Annotated in this window: 18 protein-coding genes and 1 pseudogene; 15 read left to right on the top strand and 4 right to left on the bottom strand. The window is 59.4% G+C overall.

Annotation, left to right across the window (positions count from 1 at the left end; genetic code table 11):
- Positions 1–128 precede the first annotated feature (128 nt).
- From oiaX to dhaL, 12 genes are all read left to right on the top strand, one after another.
- Complete coding sequence (gene oiaX / locus C9413_RS02505) at positions 129–1,385, top strand: 3-oxo-isoapionate-4-phosphate decarboxylase OiaX (protein ID WP_040116054.1); 1,257 nt, start codon at positions 129–131, stop codon at positions 1,383–1,385.
- A gap of 5 nt (positions 1,386–1,390) precedes the next feature.
- Positions 1,391–2,728 carry a four-carbon acid sugar kinase family protein gene (locus C9413_RS02500; protein WP_040116055.1) on the top strand — a complete coding sequence of 446 codons (1,338 nt, stop codon included), beginning with the start codon at positions 1,391–1,393 and terminating at the stop codon, positions 2,726–2,728.
- Positions 2,712–2,945, top strand: a complete 234-nt coding sequence (locus C9413_RS32630) for a hypothetical protein (protein ID WP_040116056.1) — start codon at positions 2,712–2,714, stop codon at positions 2,943–2,945. The genes C9413_RS02500 and C9413_RS32630 overlap by 17 nt, the downstream gene beginning before the upstream one ends.
- Positions 2,946–3,074: 129 nt before the next feature.
- Positions 3,075–3,902, top strand: coding sequence for a phosphogluconate dehydrogenase C-terminal domain-containing protein (locus C9413_RS02490; RefSeq protein WP_040116057.1), 828 nt, complete (start codon positions 3,075–3,077; stop codon positions 3,900–3,902).
- A gap of 85 nt (positions 3,903–3,987) precedes the next feature.
- The gene (locus C9413_RS02485; RefSeq protein WP_040116058.1) at positions 3,988–4,929 is read left to right on the top strand and encodes a D-ribose ABC transporter substrate-binding protein; all 942 of its coding nucleotides are present in this window, start codon (positions 3,988–3,990) and stop codon (positions 4,927–4,929) included.
- A gap of 71 nt (positions 4,930–5,000) precedes the next feature.
- Positions 5,001–5,645, top strand: coding sequence for a DUF2291 domain-containing protein (locus C9413_RS02480; RefSeq protein WP_040116059.1), 645 nt, complete (start codon positions 5,001–5,003; stop codon positions 5,643–5,645).
- On the top strand, positions 5,642–7,192 hold the full coding sequence (locus C9413_RS02475) for a sugar ABC transporter ATP-binding protein (protein ID WP_040116060.1): 1,551 nt from the start codon (positions 5,642–5,644) through the stop codon (positions 7,190–7,192). The genes C9413_RS02480 and C9413_RS02475 overlap by 4 nt, the downstream gene beginning before the upstream one ends.
- Entirely contained in the window at positions 7,189–8,253 is a 1,065-nt protein-coding gene (locus C9413_RS02470) for an ABC transporter permease (RefSeq protein WP_040116061.1), read from the top strand. The genes C9413_RS02475 and C9413_RS02470 overlap by 4 nt, the downstream gene beginning before the upstream one ends.
- Position 8,254: 1 nt before the next feature.
- The gene (locus C9413_RS02465; protein WP_040116062.1) at positions 8,255–9,289 is read left to right on the top strand and encodes a Gfo/Idh/MocA family oxidoreductase; all 1,035 of its coding nucleotides are present in this window, start codon (positions 8,255–8,257) and stop codon (positions 9,287–9,289) included.
- On the top strand, positions 9,286–11,151 hold the full coding sequence (locus tag C9413_RS02460; RefSeq protein WP_040116063.1) for a hypothetical protein: 1,866 nt from the start codon (positions 9,286–9,288) through the stop codon (positions 11,149–11,151). Before C9413_RS02465 ends, C9413_RS02460 begins: the two co-directional genes overlap by 4 nt.
- Before the next feature lie 56 nt (positions 11,152–11,207).
- Positions 11,208–12,212, top strand: a complete 1,005-nt coding sequence (locus C9413_RS02455; RefSeq protein WP_040116064.1) for a dihydroxyacetone kinase subunit DhaK — start codon at positions 11,208–11,210, stop codon at positions 12,210–12,212.
- 3 nt (positions 12,213–12,215) lie between these two features.
- Positions 12,216–12,863, top strand: coding sequence for a dihydroxyacetone kinase subunit DhaL (dhaL, locus tag C9413_RS02450; protein WP_040116065.1), 648 nt, complete (start codon positions 12,216–12,218; stop codon positions 12,861–12,863).
- A 123-nt stretch (positions 12,864–12,986) separates the two neighbouring features.
- On the opposite strand, the gene C9413_RS02445 is transcribed toward dhaL, so the two are convergent.
- Genes C9413_RS02445 through C9413_RS02435 form a run of 3 tightly spaced genes read right to left on the bottom strand, consistent with a single transcriptional unit; the run spans position 12,987 to position 16,281 of the window.
- Entirely contained in the window at positions 12,987–14,105 is a 1,119-nt protein-coding gene (locus tag C9413_RS02445) for a site-2 protease family protein (RefSeq protein WP_040116066.1), read from the bottom strand.
- A 3-nt stretch (positions 14,106–14,108) separates the two neighbouring features.
- On the bottom strand, positions 14,109–14,894 hold the full coding sequence (locus tag C9413_RS02440) for a slipin family protein (protein WP_040116067.1): 786 nt from the start codon (positions 14,892–14,894) through the stop codon (positions 14,109–14,111).
- 28 nt (positions 14,895–14,922) lie between these two features.
- Complete coding sequence (locus C9413_RS02435) at positions 14,923–16,281, bottom strand: nodulation protein NfeD (protein ID WP_040116068.1); 1,359 nt, start codon at positions 16,279–16,281, stop codon at positions 14,923–14,925.
- Between the two features lie 974 nt (positions 16,282–17,255).
- Between C9413_RS02435 and C9413_RS02430 the strand changes: the two genes are divergently transcribed.
- The gene (locus C9413_RS02430; RefSeq protein WP_040116069.1) at positions 17,256–17,606 is read left to right on the top strand and encodes an antitoxin Xre/MbcA/ParS toxin-binding domain-containing protein; all 351 of its coding nucleotides are present in this window, start codon (positions 17,256–17,258) and stop codon (positions 17,604–17,606) included.
- Positions 17,607–17,615: 9 nt separating this feature from the next.
- Positions 17,616–18,120, top strand: a pseudogene (locus C9413_RS02425) (RES domain-containing protein).
- Between the two features lie 301 nt (positions 18,121–18,421).
- Here the strand turns inward: C9413_RS02425 and C9413_RS02420 are convergent.
- Positions 18,422–19,711 (bottom strand): ABC transporter substrate-binding protein, encoded by a 1,290-nt coding sequence (locus tag C9413_RS02420; protein WP_133938757.1) that lies wholly within the window; start codon positions 19,709–19,711, stop codon positions 18,422–18,424.
- A gap of 187 nt (positions 19,712–19,898) precedes the next feature.
- Between C9413_RS02420 and C9413_RS02415 the strand changes: the two genes are divergently transcribed.
- The coding region (locus tag C9413_RS02415; protein ID WP_170250163.1) for a hypothetical protein at positions 19,899–21,832 on the top strand (1,934 nt) is incomplete at its 3' end.

The following is a 21,832-nucleotide window of genomic DNA, read 5'->3' as shown; positions in this document are numbered from 1 at the left end:
GAACAAAGCTCAGCCCGAAATTCGCGTATTGAAAGATTCCACTTTTCATCGATTGGAATACTGATTATACCAGATCATAAGTTGACGCCATGCCAAACTTTCGTGGCGACAGGAGCAAACCGCCCGCCATGATGATTACGCTCACCTACCGCATCGAGACGCCTGGGAGCGTCGAATCAATGGCGGACAAGATCGCAAGCGACCAGTCGACCGGAACCTTCGTGCCCGTTCCGGGTGAAACCGAGGAGCTGAAATCGCGTGTCGCCGCCCGAGTTCTGGCGATCCGCCGCCTCGGCGATGCAGGCCGCCCAACATGGCCGGAGGTTGGGCCCGGCACTCTGCTCCACCGCGCCGAGGTCGACATCGCCTTTCCGCTGGACGCGATCGGCACAGATCTTTCGGCGCTGATGACCATCGCGATTAGCGGCGTCTATTCCATCAAGGGCATGACCGGCATTCGCATCGTCGACATGAAACTGCCGGACGCCTTCAGGGGTGCCCATCCTGGACCGCAGTTCGGCATTCCCGGAAGTCGCCGCCTGACCGGGGTAGAGGCCCGTCCGATCATCGGAACGATCGTCAAGCCGGCCCTTGGCCTGCGGCCGCTGGAAACGGCGGAGCTTGTCGGCGAACTCATCAAATCCGGCGTCGACTTCATCAAGGATGACGAGAAGCTGATGAGCCCGGCCTATTCGCCACTCAAGGAGCGTGTCGCGGCGATCATGCCGCGTATTCTGGACCATGAACAGAAGACCGGCAAGAAGGTCATGTATGCGTTCGGCATCTCGCATGCCGACCCCGACGAAATGATGCGCAACCACGACATCGTCGCCAAGGCCGGCGGCAACTGCGCCGTCGTCAACATCAACTCGATCGGCTTCGGCGGCATGAGTTTTCTTCGAAAGCGTTCCAATCTGGTGCTGCATGCGCATCGCAACGGTTGGGACGTCCTGACGCGCGACCCGGGCGCCGGCATGGACTTCAAGGTCTACCAGCAGTTTTGGCGACTGCTCGGCGTCGACCAGTTCCAGATCAACGGCATCCGGGTAAAATACTGGGAACCGGACGAAAGCTTCATCGCATCGTTCAAGGCCGTCACCACGCCCCTCTTCGACGCCTCCGACTGCCCGCTTCCGGTTGCTGGATCCGGTCAGTGGGGAGGACAGGCGCCGGAGACCTACCAACGAACCGGCCGTACCACCGACCTTCTCTACCTTTGCGGCGGCGGCATCGTCAGTCATCCCGGCGGACCGGCAGCCGGCGTTCGGGCGGTACAGCAGGCCTGGCAGGCCGCAGTCGCCGACATACCATTGGAGGCCTACGCAAAAGATCATCCCGAGCTTGCGGCTTCCATTGCAAAGTTCAGCGACGGAAAAGGCGCCTGATCGCGATGGACAAGCTTCTCATCAGCTACTACGGCGATGACTTTACCGGCTCCACCGATGTCATGGAGGCCTTGGCGTCGAACGGCATAGCGACTGCGCTCTTTCTCGACATCCCTACGGCCGATATTCTCGCCCGCTTCAAGGGTTGCCAGGCGATCGGTATTGCGGGAACAAGTCGCAGCGAGACAACCGCATGGATGCAACAGCACCTGACGCCCGCTTTCGAATGGCTGAAGTCGCTGGGCGCCGAGATATGCCACTACAAGGTCTGCTCGACCTTCGATTCCAGTGCTGAGATCGGCAGCATCGGCAAGGCGATCGAAATCGGCCGGACGACCTTCGCTCAGCCCATTGTGCCTGTCATCGTTGGTGCGCCGCAATTGAAGCGTTATACCGCCTTCGGCAACCTTTTTGCCGCCTACCAGGGCCATATCTATCGCATCGACCGGCACCCGGTGATGCGCTGTCATCCGGTAACTCCGATGGATGAGGCCGACCTTGCCGCCCACCTGGCAAAGCAGACCCGCCTTCCCGTTGCCGTCGCCGATCTTGTTGCACTCACATCGGCAAACGCCGACGCGCGTATTGACGAACTCGCGTCGAATTCAGAAGGGATTGTGCTCATCGATGTCGAATCCGAGGCGACGCAGGTGGCTGCAGGTAAACAGCTACTCCGTCTGACCAGCAAATCCTCAAGTTTCGTTGCCGGCTCGTCGGGGGTCGAATACGCGCTTCTCAGTGCCTGGCGGCAAAACGGCGTTATCGGCCAAGGCAGCATCGAGTTTGCCGATGTGGGCCCGGTCGACCGCCTCGCCGTCGTCTCCGGCAGCGTATCTCCGACGACCGAGCGTCAAATCCGAAATGCGGTCCATGACGGCTTTGAAACCATTGCAATCGACCCTCTTGCACTGGTGTCGGAGGATAGCGAACGCTGTGCGGATGAGGCGGTACAGTCCGGCACCCGAAAGCTGAAGCAGGGAAAGAGCGTCATTTTCTATACCGCCCTTGGCCCGTCGGCAGACGTTGGCGTCCACATCGACATGGTCGCGGGCGCTCGTCACAAGCTCGGAAATGTGCTCGGCTCGGTCTTGCGCCGTTTGATCGAGAGCGAAGGGCTTTCACGTGCCGTCATTGCCGGTGGCGATACCTCCAGTCATGCACTCAGGCAGTTGAAGATCGATGCTCTGACGACGCTACTTCCGCTTCCCCACACACCGGGTTCTCCGCTTTGCCTCGCGCATGGCAGCTATGGGCCGACGAATGGCCTGCAGATCGCTCTTAAGGGCGGCCAGGTTGGATCCGACGGCTATTTCGCGCAGATCCGCGATGGAAGGAAGAACTGAGATAAGCTTCCGGGTCCGCACCAGCTTCAAGATGAACAAGATCGTAGACGAAGCGCTCGCCTTCGCGAACCGCCTTGCCGATGCGGACCGTGAACTTGTATTCGCATCCGGCGCGTGGTCGGGCGAAGTCTTGCCAATGATGTGGAAGGAGTTCCAGCGCGAGCATTTTGGTGGGGCGGATAAAACGTCGGGCTTCGATACTTCTGGCCGTCCTTAGGCTGAAGGACCGCCAATTAATCGGCTCGACGAAGAAAACCACGCATCGTGATACTTTATTGATGATATGGTGATTGACTCATTATACCAGTATATGGTCCTATCGGACTGAGAAGAAGGTGAGGGAAACATGACTAGAATTGCCCTATTCGGCGCAGGCGGAAAAATGGGATATCGGCTTGCCAAGAACCTCAAGGGTTCACGTTTCGATGTGCGCCATGTTGAGGTTAGCGACGCCGGCAAAGTCCGACTGAAGAATGACCTCAACCTCGAATGCATGCCGGTTGATGCCGCCCTTGATGGCGCGCAAGTGGTCATCCTTGCCGTGCCGGACTCGGCGATCGGAAAAGTCGCGGCAGGCATCGTCGACAAGCTCAAGCCCGGAACCATGGTCATGGCCCTGGACGCTGCGGCTCCCTTTGCCGGTCATCTGCCAAAGCGCGACGATCTCACCTATTTTGTTACCCATCCCTGCCATCCGCCAATATTCAATGACGAGACGGAGATGCAGGCGAAGAAGGACCATTTCGGGGGGTTATTCGCCAAGCAGCACATTGTTTCGGCGCTGATGCAAGGACCAGAAAGCGCATACGCGCTCGGCGAGGAGATCGCCAAGGTCATCTGGGCGCCCGTCATGCGCTCGCACCGGGTTACAGTCGACCAACTTGCAATGCTCGAACCTGGCTTGTCCGAAACCGTCTGCGCATCGCTCCTCGTCGTCATGCGACAGGCCATGGACGAATGCGTCGCGCGCGGCGTGCCCGAAGAAGCTGCCCGCGACTTCCTGCTCGGCCATATGAACGTGCTTGGCGCGGTCATCTTCAAGGAAGTTGACGGCGTGTTTTCAGATGCCTGCAACAAGGCGATCGAGTTCGGCATTCCTGCGCTGATGCGCGAAGATTGGAAGAAGGTTTTCGAACCACAGGAGATCGCCGAAAGCATCCGGCGTATCACCTGATACTGGCCTGGGGAGGCAACGCCTCCCCTCAACCGCCCCAAGGGAGACGGGGCGCGCTATTCACATTCACACCCGGGAGGAGAAAATGAGACTGACACGTAAATTGACAATTGCGGCCTTCGCCGGCGCAATGGCGCTCGCAACGGCCATTCCGGCATATTCGGCCGACCTTATCGCCATCATCACGCCGGCCCATGATAATCCCTTCTTCAAGGCCGAAGCCGTCGGTGCTGAGGCCAAGGCAAAGGAACTTGGCTACGAAGCCCTCGTCATGACGCATGACGATGACGCCAACAAGCAGTCCGAAATGATCGACACCGCAATCGGAAGGGGTGCCAAGGCCATCATCCTCGATAATGCCGGTGCAGACGCCTCTGTCGCGGCCGTCAAGAAGGCCAAGGATGCGGGCATCCCCTCTTTCCTGATTGACCGCGAAATCAATGCGACGGGCGTCGCCGTTGCCCAGATCGTTTCCAACAACTACCAGGGTGCCCAGCTTGGTGCGCAGGAGTTCGTCAAGTTGATGGGTGAAAAGGGAAATTATGTCGAGCTGGTGGGCAAGGAGTCCGACACCAATGCCGGCATCCGCTCCCAGGGATACCATGACGTTATCGACGACTATCCGGACCTGAAACTTGTCGCCAAGCAGTCGGCGAACTGGAGCCAGACGGAAGCCTATTCGAAGATGGAGACAATCCTCCAGGCCAATCCCGACATCAACGGCGTGATTTCGGGCAACGACACGATGGCCATGGGGGCGATCGCAGCCCTCCAGGCTGCCGGTCGCAAGGACGTGATCGTCGTCGGCTTTGACGGTTCCAACGATGTCCGCGACTCCATCAAATCCGGCGGCATCAAGGCGACCGTCCTGCAGCCGGCCTATGCCCAGGCGCAATTGGCCGTCGAACAGGCAGACGCCTACATCAAGAACAGGACGACACCCAAAGAAGAAAAGCAGCTCATGGACTGCGTTCTCGTTAACGCAGACAATGCTGACAAGCTCGAGACCTTCGCGCTCACGAACTAACCGCACCGAGTCTTGCAGAGGGCGCAGCACTGCGCCCTCTGCAGTGCATATTGTATGTCGAGGTTCATTGCATGTTGAGAATGAAGGGCGCTCTGCTCGCTGCAGTCGTGGCGGCGGCCTTGCCCGGTTGCAAGATCATCAAGACACCGACCGCAGAGGAAAAGGCGGCGGCAGCGGCCAAGACCGCCTTCGATCCGAATGCAAGGGTCGAGGCGATCTGGCAGCCCCAGGTCGTACCCTATTTCGAGAAGCGCGCAGGCGAACTGAAAGAAGTCTTGCAGCTGGCCACCTCCAGCCCAGACCAGGCGGGAGGGAGGTATGGCAACCCGCGCAAGCAGAGCAGCTCGCCGTGGACCTATGCGGTGAAATTCACCGGCAAGGTCATTGCGGCCGACACGGCATCGCGTGCAGCAACGCTCGATGTCGACGCCGATGGCGACGGAAAAGCCGATGCAAAGGTCCAGATCGGGCCGGCTCTGCGCGGCACGGCGTTGCGCGACACCCTCGACTTCGTCAATTTCAACGAATTCAAGAACCAGATCGAGTGGGCGCAGTTTGGCAAGGCGTTCAACGAGAAGGCCAATACCGCCTTCCTGTCCGCTATCCCACGCGACGGCCTAGCCGGCAAGACAGTGACCGTCATCGGGGCCTTCCCTCTGCCAAACAGCGGACAGCTTCCACTTGTTACGCCTTGCCAACTGACGGTGGCATCATGACGGCGACCGCCACACCGAAGGACGACATTATCCTGCGCCTCGACGACGTGTCGAAGGTCTATTCCGGCATCGTCGCGGTCAAGCGCGCCAATCTCGAGCTGCACCAAGGTGCCGTTAACGTCCTGGTCGGCGAAAACGGCGCGGGCAAATCGACGCTGATGAAGATTATCGCAGGCGTCGAGCGCCCCACACTCGGCCGCATCATCCTGGATGGTGAGCCGGTCTCGTTCGCCAGCCCGGCCGATGCGCAAGCCTACGGAATCGGCATGATCTTTCAAGAGCTCAATCTCTTCGCCAACATGTCGGTCGCGGAGAACATCTTCGCCACTCGCGAGATCACACGCGGCCTATTCGGCATCGACCACAAGGCACAGGCCGCGAAAGCCAATGAATTTCTGAAGCGTCTGGATGCCGGAATCGAGGCCGAAGCGATGGTCGAGGATCTGCCGATTGGCCAGCAGCAGCTCGTCGAAATCGCCAAGGCGATGTCGCTGAATGCCCGCATCCTGATCATGGATGAACCAACCTCTGCCCTCTCGGCCGCCGAAGTTGAAGTCCTCTTTAAGGTGATTGCCGAGTTGAAGGCTCAAGGGGTGGCGATCATCTACATTTCACACCGGCTTGAAGAGCTGATGCGCATCGGCGATTACATCACTGTCCTGCGCGACGGCCAGATCACCGGCCAGGCGATGGTTCGCGATATCGATACACGCTGGATCGTGCGCTCCATGATCGGCTCTGATGCCAAGGATTTCGCAAAGTCGGCAGATCACGCCGTCGGAGACGAGGTGTTCCGCGCCGAAAACATCAGCCTGCCGCGACCGACGGGCGGACTTGCGGTCGACAACGTCTCGCTATCGGTCAAAGCGGGTGAAATTCTCGGCATCTATGGTCTCATGGGCGCCGGGCGCAGCGAATTCTTCGAATGCGTGATCGGACGTCACCTGCACTCTACGGGCAAGATCTTCATCGAAGGCAAGGAAGTACGCGCCCGCGATACCACCAGGCGCATCCGCCGCGGCCTTGCGCTCATTCCGGAAGACCGGCAGCGGGAGGGACTGGTCCAGGTGCTCTCCATCGCCTCCAACCTGACCTTGGCAAGCCTTGGTCGCTTTACCCGCCTCTTCCACATCGACAGCGGCGCCGAGAAGAACGCCATTCGCGATGCGATCCGGGACCTCTCGATCAAGGCGCCCAACCCGGATTTCGAAGTGACCTCGATGTCGGGCGGCAACCAGCAAAAGGTGGTCATCGGCAAGGCGCTGATGACCAACCCAAAAGTGCTTTTGATGGACGAGCCAAGCCGCGGCATCGATGTAGGCGCCAAGGCCGATGTCTTCCGCACCATGCGCCGGCTGGCGGCAAACGGGCTCGCCATTCTGTTTTCGACTTCTGACCTCGAAGAGGTCATGGCGCTTTCCGATCGCATCGCGGTGTTGAGCAACGGCCAACTGGTGGCCGTTTTCGATCGCAGTGAGGCAAAGGAAGAAGCCATTGTCCAGGCTTCGGCCAAGGGACATGGACATCAAGGGAAACTCGCCTCATGACGGCCGCTACTTCATCCACCTCATCGCCGGCGAGCGCGAACGGCTCTTTCCTTCTGACGCTGATGAAGCTCAGAACCTTCATCGCGCTCTTCGCCGTCATCGTCTTCTTCGCGATCTTCGCACCGAACTTCACCTCGACTGCGAACATGATCCTGATGTCAAAACACGTCGCGCTCAATGCCTTCCTGGCGATGGGCATGACGTTCGTCATCATCACCGGCGGCATCGACCTGTCGGTCGGATCGATCGTCGGGCTTTGCGGCATGGTCGCCGGCGGTTTGATCCTTTACGGGATCGAGCTGCCAATCGGCTACACCATCTATTTCAACCTGTTCGAGATCGTATTGATCACGCTCTCGATTGGTCTCGCAATCGGGCTGATCAACGGGCTGCTCATCACGAAGCTCAACGTTGCCCCGTTCATTGCGACGCTCGGCACCCTGTATATCGCCCGCGGTCTCGCGCTGCTTTCCTCAGACGGTCAGACCTTTCCGAACCTCGTCGGCCGGCCTGATTATGCCACGACCGGCTTCGACTTCTTTGGCGCAGGTCGGGTGCTCGGCTTGCCGGTATCGATCTGGATCCTCATCGCGCTCGCCTTGCTTGCAGCTTATGTCGCGCGCTCGACGCCGATCGGGCGTCATATCTTCGCCGTCGGTGGCAACGAGCGCGCAGCGCGCATGTCGGGGATCCGCGTCGATCTCGTAAAGATCTTCGTCTATATGTTCTCCGGCCTTTGCGCGGCCATCGTCGGCGTCGTCATCTCATCGGAACTCATGGCCTCGCACCCGGCGACTGGTGAGAGCTTCGAACTCAACGCGATCGCTGCGGCGGTTCTTGGCGGAACATCGATGTCGGGCGGCCGCGGGACGATCGGCGGAACGATTATTGGCGCCTTCGTCATAGGCATCCTGTCGGACGGGCTGGTCATGATGGGCGTCTCGTCCTTCTGGCAGATGGTCATCAAGGGACTGGTGATTATCATTGCCGTGGTTGTCGATCAGGCCCAGCGTCGACTGCAGCAACGCGTTACCCTCATGCAGATGGCAAAGGCGGGTTGAAATGACCGAATTGCAAGGTGCATTGATCGGCTGCGGCTTTTTCGCGATCAACCAGATGCACGCATGGAACGATGTCGAAGGAGCCAGGATCGTCGCGATCTGTGACCGCGATCCGGCAAGGTTGAAGGTCGTCGGAGATCAGTTCGGCATCGATCGTCGCTACCGCGATGCCGAAGCACTGTTTGCAGACGGCGGTTTCGATTTCGTCGATATTGCCACGACGGTAGAGAGCCATCGCGCCCTGGTGGAAATGGCGGCCCGGCACAAGGTGCCGGCCATCTGCCAGAAGCCATTTGCCAAGACGCTGTCAGACGCAAAGATCATGGTCGAGACGTGCCGCAATGCCGGCGTAGCGCTGATGGTGCACGAGAATTTCCGCTGGCAGACGCCGATCCAGGCGGTTCGAAAGGCGCTGGAGGTGGGCGCAATCGGCACGCCCTTCTGGGGACGTTTCTCCTTTCGCTCCGGCTATGACGTCTTCTCGGGACAGCCGTATCTGGCAGAAGGTGAGAGATTCATCATCGAGGACCTCGGCATCCATGTACTCGACATTGCGCGTTACATCCTCGGCGACGTCTCGGCAGTCACGGCCCGCACGAAGCGGGTCAACCCCAAAATCAAGGGCGAGGACGTCGCGACTATCCTGCTTGACCACAAAAACGGCGCCACATCGGTCGTCGACGTCAGCTATGCCACGAGACTCTTGACCGAACCGTTCCCCGAGACGTTGGTCGAGCTTGATGGCTCCGAAGGCACAATCCGGCTCACCCAAGGTTACGGCCTCAAAGTGACCAATGCTGAGGGCACCACCACCACGAACGTGTCTCCGAAGCTGCTGCCCTGGGCGTCACGGCCCTGGCATAACATTCAGGAGAGCGTGTACGCGATCCAGCAGCACTGGGTCGACCAGTTGAAGCGCGGCATGGAACACTCGACCTCCGGCGCCGACAATTTAAGGACATTCGCACTCGTCGAGGGAGCCTATGAAAGCGCGGCGAAGGGTCAGACGATCGATGTCGGAGCGATGCTGCAATGACTGTCGATCCATTTCTGCTCTACGGCACGCATTTCGTCGAACCGAAGCCGGTCCGACTGCGTGCCGGAAAACTGGAGGCCGATCTTGCCAATGGCAGCCTCCGCACCATTCGCTATGACGGAACCGAGGTGCTGAGAGCAGTCTCCTACCTTGTGCGCGACCGTGACTGGGGCACCTACAGCCCGGAGATCTCCGACCTCAAGATCAGCCAGAAGGACGATCATTTCGAGGTCGGCTACCGGGCACTGTGCGACGGACCGCAGAACTCGACTCTCGTCATCGACGTTCGCATCCTTGGAAGCACCGACGGCCTCGACTTCGAGGCCGAAGCTGTCTCGGAAACAGGCTTCGAGACCAACCGCTGCGGCTTCTGTATCCTGCATCCGATCGTTGGAATAGCCGGAACGCGGGCTGCCATCGAGCACGTCGACGGCAGGATCGTCGCGACAAGGTTTCCTGATTTGATCGAGCCGTGGCAACCGTTCAAGGAGATGCGCGCCATCAGCCATGACGTCAGGCCCGACGTCATGGCTGAATGCAGGATGGAGGGCGACACCTTTGAAATGGAAGACCAGAGAAACTGGTCGGATGCGTCATTCAAGACTTACGTCAGGCCACTCGCCCTTCCGTGGCCTTATGCAATTCCGGAAAATCAGCCCGTCCGGCAGAAAGCATCGCTCATCATCAGGGATGGCCGCCGCGCGCGACACCCCTCGGCTGCGGCCTTCGACAAAATTATAAAACTCAACCTCGGGCTGCGGACCGGTACGATGCCGGCAATCGGTCTAATCATTACACCCGAGGAAGCCGATGCGACGCTGTCGTCAAAGGCGATACTATCGGAAATCGCGCCCCAGGAACTCCTCTTCCATTTCGATCCCGGTTCCGGACACGGCGTCGAAGCGCTCAACCGGTTCGCCGCAATCGCCGCCATTCACCGCGGACGCTCGACGCTGGAGATCGCACTTGCCTGCAAGCAATCTCCTGCCTTCGAGGCGGCCAAGATTGCCCGGCAGGTTGAGTCGGCGGAATTCAAACCGGATGCGATCATGATCTCGCCCTCGGTCGACCGGCAATCAACGCCGCCCGGCAGCAAATGGCCGGACTGCCCGCCTCTTGAAGAGGTCTACGCGGGAGCCCGCTCCGCCTTTTCAGGCATTCGCCTCGGCGGCGGCATGCTCAGCTATTTTACGGAACTCAACCGCAAACAGGTACCGGAGGGACCGCTTGACTTCATCAGCCACTGCACCAACCCGATCGTGCATGCGGCCGACGATCTCAGCGTCATGCAGACATTGGAGGCCCTGCCTTTCATTACCCGTTCCGTGCGGGCCATCTACGGCCGGAAGCCCTACCGGATCGGCCCATCGACCATCGCAATGCGACAGAACCCCTATGGCAGCCGCACGATGGATAATCCGTCGGGTGCACGCATCCCCATGGCCAACCGCGACCCGCGCCATAACGGACGTTTCGCGGAGGCCTTTGCCCTTGGTTACGCCATCCGCGTGCTGGATGCCGATCTCGAATGCCTGACGCTATCGGCGTTGACCGGTCCGTTTGGTTTGATCGCCGGTCCGACTGAACCGATCGAGGAAGGCGGCCGGCGCCCGCTGTTCAATACGGTGCGGACGCTGTCTGCATTGGCTGGTTCATCCTGGCAAGAGTGCCTGTCCTCCTCCCCCTCCGAGGTCCTGGCGTTTGTCGTTAACGGCACCACAGGGGCAAGGCTTCACATTGTCAACCTGACGGGCAGCGAACAAACCATCGATCGTGGCGCGTGCACGAGAGTATCAGGGGATGCGAGCGCAATCCTTCAACTCGCCCCCCTCGCGACAGCGGTCTTTCCACTCGCCGATTGACCTTCAGCGTCGCAACTGCATCTATGACATCGTGCCTGGATCAGGGGAGGATCGGCGTGAAGACCAAGAAGCTTATCAATTCCGGTGCAAACGTCGTCGATGAGATGCTGCAAGGTGTCCTGGCGGCTCATCCGGACCATCTTTATGCGGCCGAGGACATGCCACGGGCGATCATTGCCAAGAACGGGCCTCGCAAGGGCAAGGTCGGGCTGGTCATCGGCGGCGGATCCGGGCACGAACCGACATTCCTCGGTTTTGTCGGCAAAGGGCTCGCAGACGCCGCTGCGATAGGCAACGTATTCGCATCGCCGCCGCCCGATCCCATTATCGCGTGTGCCAAAGCCGTCGACGGCGGTGCCGGTGTTCTGTTCATGTATGGCAATTATGCCGGCGACGTCATGAACTTCGATATGGCCGCCGAAATGCTTGCCCTGGACGACATAGAAGTGCGGACCGTTCTGACGACGGACGACGTTGCTTCGGCCCCTTCGGATCAAATGCACAAGCGACGCGGCGTGGCGGGCAACGTTTTCATATTCAAGGTCGCTGGTGCGGCATGCGATCTCCTGTATTCCCTCGACGACGTCGAGCGCGCCGCTCGACACGGGAATTCGCGAACCTACACGATGGGCGTCGCGCTCTCGCCGTGCTCGCTGCCTCAGACGCTCAGACCGAACTTCCTGATCGGCGAAGACGAGATGGAGATCGGGATGGGAATTCACGGCGAGCCCGGCGTGGCTCGCGGGCCGCTGAAAACGGCCGACGAGGTGACTGACGAACTCATGGACAGTATTCTTCGGGAGATGAATGCGAGTCCCGGCGATCGTGTCGCCGTCCTGGTCAACTCTTTGGGTTCGACGCCGATGATGGAACTCTACATCATGATGCGTCGCGTGAAGTCCCGGCTTGATGATACCGGACTTGTCATCCACACGTCACTCGTGGGAAATTACTGCACGTCGCTTGAGATGGCCGGCGCGTCGATCACCGTTATCCACCTCGATCAGGAGCTTCAGCGCTTGATCGATCACCCCTGCGATTGCGCTATGTTTGCGAGGTGACCAATGGCGATCACAACCAGGGATCTGCAGCTCCTGTTTGCGCTCATCGCCGAGGAGATGACGAAGAACCGCGACCGTCTTTGCGAGTTGGACGGTGTCATCGGCGATGGGGACCATGGTCTCGCGATGGACGCTGGTTGTCTGGCGGTCGCGAAGGCCGTTGGCGCACTCGACTCCACCCAGACGGCGCCGACGACTGTGTTCAACTCCGCCGCAAAGGCATTTTTGAACGCGGTCGGCGCTTCATCGGGGCCCTTGTATGCCACGGCATTCATGCGCGCTGGAACTGCGGCGAAGGACAAGCAGGCATTGAGCGACGACGACTTCCTGTCTGTTGTCGCGGCGATGGTTCAAGGCATCCATGAGCGCGGCAAGGCAGAGCTCGGCGAGAAAACAATGATGGACGCCTGGAGCCCGGCGGCAAACGCTGCGCTGGATGCCCGGCGTCAGGGAGCTTCCCTTTCTCAGTGCCTGGCGGCGGCCGTTCAAGCAGCGCGCGAAGGCTGTAAGGCGACGAGCGGCATGATCGCGGGCAAGGGTCGCGCAGCCCGGTTGGGTGATCGGGCAGTGGGACACGTCGATCCGGGCGCGGCGTCGGCCGTCATCATGATTGAAGCGATGGCGGGGTTCGCATCTAGGCGTGATGATTAGCTCATTATTGCTCGGGATGCTCGAGATCCTGACCGAAAAGGGGAAGATGCCACTCATCCAGCATCAGCCGAACGGCCGGCAATGCCCGTTCCATCTCTTTCGCTCGCGTCGGCTTTTCGGAGCCTACAAGGACTTGGATCTGCGCAGGCGGCCGAATCGGAAACCGTCGGTTACGGCGGCACGGACCATCATCATTTCTCCGATCGTTTCATGCGTCAGAAGACCGATGAGATGATCCGCACCGTCCACGACCGCGATCGCCGGCACATTTCCCTGCTGCATCAAACGCAGGCTGTCCTCCAGGCTTTTGCGATGATGGATTCGCGGAATGTCGGTACGCATCGCGCTTGCAACTGACGTGTCGGGACCTTTGTCCTTCAAGGCGCGTATCATGTCGTCGCGCGTCAGCAGCCCTTCAAAGTGGCCGGCGGAATCGGTTACCGGAAATTCGCGCTGGGTTGTCGCAAGCAGCATCTCAATCGCCTCGTCGATACTCGCCGAGCGTTTAAGTTCTACGAATTTGGTGACCATTACGTCGCTGATTAGAACTCTGCTGGAGAGCTCCCGGATCTGCGCATTTTGTGCTTCCGCCGTTGCGGCCAGGTAGACGAAGATGCCGATGAAAATCAGCAGTGGGTTGTAAAGAAGACCGACGAAACCAAAAACAAAGGCAAGGCCTTGGCCGATCGTAGCGGCTATCTGCGTCGCGCGTGACCAGGTGAAGCGCGATGCGAGGGCGGCACGCAGCACCCGGCCTCCATCCATCGGAAAGGCGGGGATCATGTTGAAAAGCACGAGGAAGATATTGACGCCGGCAAGCCTAGCCAGGAAACCGCCCCCAGGATCCTCGACATCGGTCATCTGCTCGATGCCCGCTGACGCGCCGATGGCAAGAATGATCAGCGCCGCAATCGCGACGTTGACGAGCGGGCCGGCGATGGCAATCAGCAGCTCCTGATGAGGCACGTCGGGCATGCGTTCAAGACGGGCGACGCCGCCGATCGGTAGCAGCGTGATGTCGGGCGTCTTGATCCCGAAGTAGCGCGCAACGGCAATGTGACCGAACTCGTGCAGCACGACGCAGACGAAGACGGCGATAATGAAGGCGATGCCGCCCCAGGCCGCCTGCATGCCCCCGATCCGGTAATGCGTCATCCAAATCCAGACCAGCAGCAGCGCAAAGGTAATGTGAACGCGCAGAGCCGTGCCGGCGATCGTTCCGATCTTGAAGGACCAACCCATCGATCATCCCCTTGAGCTTTGCGAAGACGGGTCCGATCTTACAGGCATCAGATTGCCGAACTCCATCGGAAAGGGAAATATGATTGTCGAGCTCTTCTCGCCGGCGATCACGTTCAGCGTACTTAGATAGCGAAGCTGCATGGCCTCCGGCTGCCTTGCGAGGATTTCGGCTGCTTCGAGTAGCTTTGCCGCAGCCTGCTGCTCACCTTCGGCATTGATGACCTTGGCGCGCCGTTCGCGTTCAGCCTCCGCCTGCCGGGCGATCGCGCGGACCATGGATTCATTGATGTCGACATGCTTGATCTCGACATTGGCGACCTTGATGCCCCATGCGTCGGTCTGGGCATCGAGGATTTCCTGAATATCGCTGTTGAGCTTGTCGCGTTCAGCCAGCATCTCGTCTAGATCATGCTTGCCGAGGACCGAACGCAGCGTTGTTTGAGCGAGCTGGCTCGTCGCCGCCATGAAGTCCTCGACCTGGATCGTCGATCTTTCCGGATCGATGACCCTGAAATAAATGACAGCGCTGACGCGGACAGAGACATTGTCATGTGAGATAACATCCTGACCCGGCACGTCGAGGACCCGCGTGCGCAAGTCCACGCGGATCATTTGCTGGACATAGGGGATCAACAGGATCAAGCCGGGGCCCTTGACGCCGGTGAAGCGGCCGAGCGTGAACACGACGCCGCGCTCATATTCGCGCAGGATCTTGATCGCCGATGCGATCACGAGCAGCAAAACGAGGATGACCACAAGATAAAATGCGAGTTCTGCAAAGATGCCCATGACGCTTGCTCCTGCTTTCTGAAAGCCGCTAAGTCTCCTGCGCCCGGCGGACGACGTCTAAAGTCAGTCCGTTTCGACCGGTCACCCTGACGCTATCGCCGGCGATGAGCGGTTCGCTGGAGGTTGCCCTCCAGCGTTCGCCATGCGCGATGACATATCCCGAGGCGCCCTTCCAACTGTCGACTTTGCCCGAAATACCGATCATCTGCTCGGTGCCGGTGCCGACTTTGCGCCGATGCGAAACGATTGCGAGCCGGGCAATGACGAGGCTGAAAGCAAAACAGGCAATGGCGATGCCGGCCAGTACGGACGAGGAGACTTCGAGCTCGGGGAGATCCGTGTCGAACAGAAGAGCCGCACCGAGCACCAGTGCAATCCCGCCGCTGATACCGAGGGCACCAAAAGAGGGCGCATGCGCCTCGGCCACTGTCAAGCCGGCACCAAGGGCGAGCAATCCAACGCCGGCGTAGCTGACCGGCAGCAATGCCAGGGCATAAAGTCCAAGGAGCAGGCAGATGCTGCCGATTGTACCGGGCATCAGTGTCCCCGGGGCAAGAAATTCGAAGATCAGCCCGTATATGCCAACCACCATGAGGATGAGAGCAATGTTCGGATCGGTTATCACGGAAAGCAGACGCGTCCGCCAATCCGGTTCGAGTTCGTGAACAACAAGCCCTGCGGTTTCGAGCGGGATATCCCTTTGGCCGACCCGCACCATGCGCCCTTGAGCCTGCCTCAGGAGATCCTCGATGGTGGCTGCCGTAAAATCGATGACATGCTCTCGTGCAGCGGCGGATGATGAAAGGCTCGCAGCTTCGCGCACGGCGCGTTCTGCCCAGTCGGCATTGCGACCGCGCAGTTCGGCAAGTCCGCGAATATAGGCGACTGCGTCGTTGACGGCTTTCGCTTCACTGGCATTACGTGGTGACTGCGGCTGCCTGCCGGGCTCGCCCGGTTCATCCTTGCCCGGTTCCGTCTCGCCATCGAAAGGGCTTCCGCCAAGCGAAATCGGTGTGGCTGCGCCCAGATTGGTGCCCGGGGCCATGGCTGCAATGTGGCTGGCGTAGAGAATATATGTACCGGCACTGGCAGCACGTGCGCCGCTCGGTGCCACAAAACCTGCCACGGGCACTGGCGAGGCGATGATCGCGCGGATGATGTCGCGCATCGAAGTGTCAAGGCCACCGGGCGTGTCCATCTGCAGGACGACCAGGCTCGCACTGGTTTCATCGCCATGTTGGAGACCGCGTTTCACATAGTCAGCCATCGCCGGTCCGACAGCACCGTTCAATTTCAGCACGATGGCAACGCGCTCTGCCGCAGACACAGAAGCTGTGGGGGCGAACGGCGAAATCAGGATCAACGACAAGGCGAGTATTGGCGACATTCGCCGCCAAATCCCTAAGCTCCTTGGCCTCTTCCATAGGATATTCATATTCGAGAATATATGGCGGGGCAGCCAAATGGTAAGGCGAACCACTTTTCCCGCCAAGCACGAACCTAACGACCGGTCCTAGGCTCCGTTCGTCTTTGATCGCTTTAGGCTGAGAAGACCACCCGTCGAATACTCCGATCGGCTCAAGGAATTGTCTGGGTGAGGCCGACGCCGATTGCCGAAATCGAATCCCGGCCATGGACGCATGACGGGAGGCTGTGGCATTCGCCATCAAGGGACTGCACGAGACGCAGGATAACGCCGCTTCATCCAAGAAGCGACGTTGAAGCCATACGCCTCACGCACATTAGGGTCCCACATTTGGGCGTTCATGCAACCTTTCTAAAGCATTAAGTATGGCGTCAAACAACGCCCAACAATCAGGAGCGCGAATAATTGAGCGAGTTCGAGTGTACGCGTGGCAACAGTGCGTTGCAAACCTTATCGAGCAAGATTTGTTACCTGATCATTGCTGTCATTTTGGTGGCCTTGTGGGCAGGGACGGCTAAGAAGCACGAAGCCCATCGGGCAGCAGTCGCTGAGGTTAACGGTCAATCCTAGCCCGAACGATCCCGTCAGGCTGCGAGCGAACGTCGACAGGGATTTGCTTTCCCTTTGGCTGCGAATTGACGGTTGCATTGCCGCGTTGCCCGCTCCAGAGCTCGCTTCAAACGGAAACCGTTGGGCGGTAGGACCGTTCGGCTTTCTCAGAACGTTGAAAGCAGAAGTCCCGAGCGAACAGCGCGCAGGCCCTTGCAGCCGCTCTCAACGGGGTGTTTCCATGCAGCCCAATCCGGATCAGCTCGCGTTGTCTAGCATCGGCCAGTCTATCGATTGCGATCAGTTCCCTTCCGCAGATTGAATGCCGGCGCTTCTGACGCTATACACCGTCAGAGAGATTGGCACACTTGAACGGAGGTGAGGAGATGGATCTCGCCCAATATGCGGATAACGGGCTGTTTGCACCGCGCAAGATCGCGGACGCCTTCCGCACGACCAGAGAAGAGATCGCCCGCACGGCCGGTCTCGGCAAGGACGCAATCCAACGCAAGGACCGTATCCGCTCCGGCAAGACGCAGCGGCGTCTGCGCGAGATGATCGAAGTCGTCAACAAGGTCGAGCCGCGTTTCGGCTCGCCTCTGATGGCCTATGCCTGGTACCGCTCAGAGCCCCTGTCCGGCTTCTCGGGCCAGACAGCCATGCAGCTGGTGCGCGACGGCCGTTCGGATGAGGTGCTCGATTATATCGACGCGGTCGACGCCGGCATACATGCATAGTTCCAGCCAATGCGATATGAAGGCAAGCTCTTCCGGGCGGTGAACCCGATCTATGCTCGCCAGCCACTCTCGGGTCGGGGAGCCGAACTCTATGGTGGCCGGTTCAATCCAAAGCGGATGCCGGCACTCTACACGTCGCTATCAGTGATGACCGCGTTGCGCGAGGCCAATCAGGTCGGCAACCTGCAGCCTACAACGCTCGTCTCCTATGACGCTTTTTTCCGAGCGCGTCTTCGATAGTCGCGACGAAGATGCGCTCAAGGCCGAAGGGATGGACGCCGCCGCAATGTCAGATCCGACGTGGCGCGACCAGATGAAGGCCAGCGGCGAGGCTAGAACGCAGAGCTTCGCCAGGCGGCTCGCCGCCGCCGGCTATCATGGTCTGCTCGTCCGAAGCTTCGCCGCGGGCGCGACCGGCGAGGATCTGAACCTTGTCCTTTGGGAATGGACTGAGCGCGCGCCGGCGCGACTGATCTTGATCGACGACGAGAACCGCCTAGGTCGTCCGGAATAGCTCGTCCAACTCATGGGAAGCGAAGCTCACGCGGCCGCCACGTGCCTGCGCTGTCTAACATGTCGCTCTTCTTAGGTGGAACTTCGTTTCGGATTGAGCAGGTTGCGCTTCGGCATCTTTGGGCAATTGCTCGAAGTCGTGAAAAGCTTGATAAACAACGAAAACCCGCACGCAGTCTGTAGAAGGATCACCGCCAAACTGTCGAGTATTCGCACAGCCCGCACCGACCGTTTGCGCGCTATCCACGGCCTTCGGTCAAGGCCGTGGATGATTGTCATTCTGCAGCAGTAAGTGTGGCCAGCTATTTGGCAGCTATTGCCTGGTTGGTCTTGTCGACGTCGGCGCTCATCGCCGCATAGGTTTCGTCGAGCGAGAGTTCGCCGACGATCAACTGGCTCATTCTCTGGACGATCAACTGGTAGATCGCTGAGGATCCCTTCATGCGCTCCATGTCGCGCGCTGCCTGCGGCACGTTCTTGCGGCTCGCCAGGAAGACGGCCATCGCATCCTTAGCATTGTTGCTCGCGAGCTTGTACTGCGGGTTCTTGATGTCGGCGCCTGTCAGAATGACGTAATTCTCGGCGACCTCACGCTGAATTTTTTCCGAACCGAGAAACTCGATGAACGCGGCGACGGTCTGCGGATACTTGGTGCGCTTGAAGCCAACAATCGCGGTGCCGCCCGGCATGGCGTAGCAGCCGGCATCGCCGCACGGCGCGCTGATCGCGGTCCAATCGAAAGCATCGCCAATCTTCTGCTGGAACGGGTTCACCATCCAGTTGCCGGCAAGATAGGTCACGACGTTACCGTTGACGAATTCGTCGCCCATATTCTTGTACTGGGATCCGCCGGCCGCTCCCCACATTTCCTTCGGGAAGGAACCATCCTGTGTCCAGTTGTAAAGATCCGCAATGTAACGCTTGGCGGCATCGTCGGGAAACGAGAACTTGCCGTCCTTGACGTAGGTCGCTCCATACGAAAATGCGGCGCCGGAAAAGCGATGCCCCGATCGATCCATCGTGAAGGGAATTTGAGCACCTGTGGCCTTGGCAACACGCGCGGACGCTTCCACGATTTCCTTCAACGTGGCGCCGGACTTCGGAAGCGGTTCGCCTGCCTGTTCGAAAAGCGTCTTGTTTACAAACGGCAGATTGAATGTCTGCGACGCGACATATCCGTTGATCGACTGCGGATCATTGACGCCCGGGAAGCGAAGAATGTTGAGGCTGTCGCCATGCAGCTTGGCGAAGCCTTCGGGATCTTTCATGTAAGGACGCATGTCGAGGTAATATGGCGCGAGCTGCCAGTCGGAAATCTTGGCGACATCCGGGCCCTCGCCGACGGCAAGCTGCACAGGCAGCTGCTTGGAAACGGCGTCATAGCCGGACGACACAAAGTTGACCTTGACGTCGGGATGCGCGGCCTCGAATTCTTTGCTCAGTCCTTCCATTCGCTCGACGTAAGCCTGGTCGTCGTCGGTGAACAGGAACGTAATCGTCTTGGTTTCCGCCATGGCCATGCTGGACCACGCGAAGGAACCGGCCGTCAGAGCGAGCCCGAATGCTGCCGAAAGAGAGTGCTTCATTTCCATCCTCCCATGAAAACATTTTCATAAATCGCGATTGGGATCGTCGATAAACGAATTTCATATACTTGACATTCCTGTCGTCAAGCTATTTTCTCCGGCAATTATGCGGTTACTACAGCAAAACTCAAAAAGAAACCCGCATAAAATTGGAAATGAAAACATTTTCATTCGGTTGCGGAGGAGGCGATCTGTGAACGAAGGGCCGGGCATCGAGGCGCCTGCATACTCTGTTGGTGAAGGTCAGACCGTGACGGCTTGGGCGGTTTCTGACCTCATCGCCAGCTATTTTCCAGGTATCGCTGCGCCGGCGGAAGATCGCGTCGACTATCGTTTCGTCAATGGTTTCGTCGACGTCGGGGATCTGCCGTGCCGCAAGGCTTTCTGGTCAACAATGGTCGGGCGGGAACTCGTTGCCGATACCTCGTGGCCGACAAAGAGCCTCTACCTACCGGGCTCAAACCGCCGCGTCGAGTTCACCGGGTTCTGGCACGTGCCGACCCATCTGCGTCGATGGCTGAGGGGCACCTTCAGGACGGCATCGCCCCGCCTCCTGCATCTCAGGCTCAAGACCTGCGGCGGGGTTCGCATATGGGTCAATGGGCAGGAAGCGGTGCGTTTCGAACCGTTCAGGCGCAATCTGGAAAGTTCAACGGACATCGCTCTGTCGCTGGAAGCCGGCGACAACCAGATTCTCGTTCACTCCGAGGATCTTGCCGAACGCGACACGACCTGGTTCTTCGAACTTGAAGTACTGGACAAGGAGCCGCTATGCGTGCTGTTGCCTGTGGCGCTGGATCAGGACGAAATCCGCGAACTGGAAAACCTTGCGCGCGGCGTGCGCCCTGCACGCGACGTCTTCGTCGACCAGCCATTGGAACTGGTATTCGATACCGCACCCCAGCGCGACGTGCCGGTGGAGCTGAAGGTCATCGGCCACGGCCATGAGCGGCCTGTTCTCGCACATTCTCTCTTGACCCTGCGTGCCCATCAAAGCCGTCTGATAGCCGATAATGTGTGCCGCATTGCAGATGGCTATCACGGCGTGCATCTGACGATCGGCAGCGGGCCGGGATCGGTCACGCGCGTCATCGATGCCGCCTTTCTTGCAAACATTTCTCCATCGTCACTCAAGGCGAAACTGAAGGATCGCAAGCGGCAAGCGCTCGAATACAGCGCCCGCTTCGGAGCTGATCGCGTGGCGCGCATCATTGCAATGATGGAAACCGGCTACCAAGACCAGGCGAGCTTTGACCGCATCATGGAAGCAACGCTCGCCTCAATCGATGCGCGTGAAGATTGCTCGGATTTCATCATGGTGCCGCTTCTTTGGCTGCTTGGCGCCTATGCCGCTCAAATGCCGGCCGACACCGTCGATCGCATAAAGCGCTCCGTTCTGTCCTACCGCTATTGGGTCGACGAGCCGGGCAATGACGCAATGTGGTTTTGGAGCGAAAACCACGTGCTGTGCTTTCACACAAGCCAGCTGTTGGCAGGGCTGTTCTTGCCGGAGGAGACCTTTTCAGCTTCGGGCAGGACAGGAAGTGAGCAGGCAGAGCTTGCCGCCGCGCGTCTGGCGCGCTGGTTCGACAGCGTGGAAGCACACGGCCTTGCGGAATGGAATTCAGCGGCATACTACCCGGTCGACTTCATCGGGCTGCTGGCGCTGGAGCGCTGGGCTGAGGCGTCGATTGCCGACCGCGCACGTGCGCAGCTCGATCTCATTTTCCGGATGATCGCTCTGCACACGCTTTCGGGTGTTCCGGCTGGATCGCAGGGCCGCGCCTATGACAAGGAGCTGCGCGCCGGCCCTTTGACCGAGCTCGCCCCCTTTGCACAAGTCGCTTTCGGAACCGGTTGGCTCAACAGCGGGGTGGCCTCGTTGCCGTTGTTTTGCGCGAGCAGCTACGAACCGCCTGCCGATCTCGCCGATCTTGCAAACCTGGTTGCGGGCAGAAGCGTGGAGGCCCGCTATAGTCAGGGCCTGGAGAGCGCAAAGCTCGTCCTCTTCAAGAACGAAGCGGCACAGCTTTCGACCGTCATCGATCACAAGACCGGGCAGAAGGGACATCAGCAGCATGTCATCGATGTGCGCCTGGCTGGCCATCCCATGGCAAGGCTCTGGAT

This window comes from Rhizobium sp. SEMIA 4085 (assembly GCF_013004495.1).
Taxonomy (GTDB): domain Bacteria; phylum Pseudomonadota; class Alphaproteobacteria; order Rhizobiales; family Rhizobiaceae; genus Rhizobium; species Rhizobium gallicum.
This window is presented reverse-complemented; position numbering and strand designations above follow the sequence as displayed.